This is a genomic window from Flavobacterium shii (assembly GCF_025847235.1).
GTDB lineage: Bacteria > Bacteroidota > Bacteroidia > Flavobacteriales > Flavobacteriaceae > Flavobacterium > Flavobacterium shii.
Map to the genome: position 1 here is coordinate 1 of NZ_JAOZEW010000048.1, position 2,105 is coordinate 2,105.

Annotated in this window: 1 protein-coding gene and 1 pseudogene; both read right to left on the reverse strand. The window is 34.8% G+C overall.

What is annotated here, in order from left to right; all coding sequences use genetic code 11:
• Positions 1-521: pseudogene (locus OIU83_RS23480) on the reverse strand (HlyD family secretion protein); the annotation flags it as partial.
• A 3-nt stretch (positions 522-524) separates the two neighbouring features.
• A partial coding sequence (locus OIU83_RS23485; protein WP_264208702.1) for a peptidase domain-containing ABC transporter occupies positions 525-2,105 on the reverse strand: 1,581 nt, incomplete at its 5' end.

Sequence of the window (2,105 nt, forward strand, 5' to 3'; positions counted from 1 at the left end):
TGAACATGTTCTGAATTCTGAGCATTATTTTCAACTTTAAAAGGCTGCAGGTTCTCATTAAGTTTCCACGCTGCATAATCTTTCTGAAACACACCATAGGTACTTTCTAACTCTCCAAATTGCATATTGTTTAGCAAAGCAAAAGGGAATTCTTTATTCCTGTCGTTTATATTAAAATTATCTACCGTGTTTTTTAAGACAAATACATCTTTATAATTGGCAGAATTTTCTATAACTGCCAATGGGGTATTCCTGGATACTTTGGTTTTATCTTTGACCAAAAGAGCTTCGATTCTTCCTGTAGTTTTTGCCACCAATTTCTCGGGAGGAATGGATGTTGTAATACTAATTTCGGTACTTACTACATCGGGATATTTAAGAAACCAGGATACAAAAAAAAGCATGCATATTATTGCAAAGATTAAAACTGTTCCCCAGCGTATCATCCAGTGTGGTACTCGGGTAAGGATATCTTGTACTTCTTCGCTTCTTAATTCAAATTTGGTATTGTCTTCTGCCATGTTTTAATTTCCTAATTGCAATTGATTGCGAACCAATTCAAAATAATTCCCTTTTTGTTCTACTAATGCCGAGTGGCTTCCGATCTCGATAATCTTTCCTTTATCCAAAACAACTATCTGATCGGCATTCATCACTGTACTTAATCGATGTGCAATTACTACAACGGTTTTATTCTTGAAGAAAATATCCAGTTTTCCCATAATTACTTTTTCATTATTGGCATCTAATGCCGAAGTGGCTTCATCAAAAAACAACATTTCAGGGTTTTTATATACAGCTCTGGCAATCAACAAGCGCTGTTTTTGCCCTGTGCTCATCCCTACTCCTTCGGATCCTATTTTTGTATTATATCCTAGCGGCAATCCCGAAATATATTCTTTTATATTGGCAACATCTGCCGCATATATTAATCTTTCTTTATCTATTTTATCTACTCCAATAGCAATATTATTGGCAATTGTATCACTAAATATAAATCCTTCCTGCATAACTGCTCCAATATTATTACGCCAGGCTTTTTGGGAAATATTCTTGAGTTGTGTATTTCCTAAATTAATCTCCCCTTTATTAGGATCGTAAAATTTAAGCAACAATTTCATCAAAGTAGTTTTTCCGCTTCCGCTAACACCTACAATTGCGGTTACTTTATGAGCTGGAATGATTAAATTCAAATCTTCCAAAACCGGGATATCCGAACCTAAATAACGGTACGATAAATCTTTAATAATAATATCGGCATCTTTTGGAATATCTTGCGTTTGGTGTACTTCTTGTTGCACTTCATCTTCTTTGTCGTGAATTTCGGACAATCTCGCCAATGATATTTTGGCATCCTGCACTTCTCTCACAAACTCAATAAGCTGGGTAATGGGTCCGTTTAAACTCCCTACAATTGAGCTTATGGCAAGCATCATCCCAAGGGTAATCTGTCCGTCTATTACCAATTTTGCCGAAAGGAAAATGATAAAAATATTCTTTAATTCATTGATTACAGAAGACCCTATCGTTTGGGTTTGCTCCAATACCAATCCTTTTATAGAAACTCTAAATAATCTTGCTTGTACATATTCCCAACCCCATCGTTTTTGTTTTTCGGCATTGTGGAGTTTTATTTCCTGCATTCCGTTTATGAGTTCCATGACTTTACTTTGTTCTTGGCTAACCTCGGAGAATCGCTTGTAATCAAGTTCTTCTCTTCGCTTCAGGAATAAGGTTATCCAGCCAAAATACAAAATGCTTCCTGCAAAAAACACAAAGAATATCTGAAGGTTATAATAAGCCAAAACACCACCCATAACGATCATATTGATAACCGAAAACAAAACGTTTAATGATGAAGTAGTAAGTATTCTTTCTATTCGGCGATGGTCATTAATACGTTGCATGATATCTCCGGTCATTCGGACATCAAAAAACGAAATAGGCAAATTCATTAATTTAATAAAGAAATCCGATATCAATGAGATATTTATTCGTGTTGATAAATGCAATAATATCCAACTACGAATAAGTTCTAATCCTGTTCTTCCGGCAAAAAGAAACAATTGCGCAAACAGTATTAAATAAATAAAATGAATATTCTG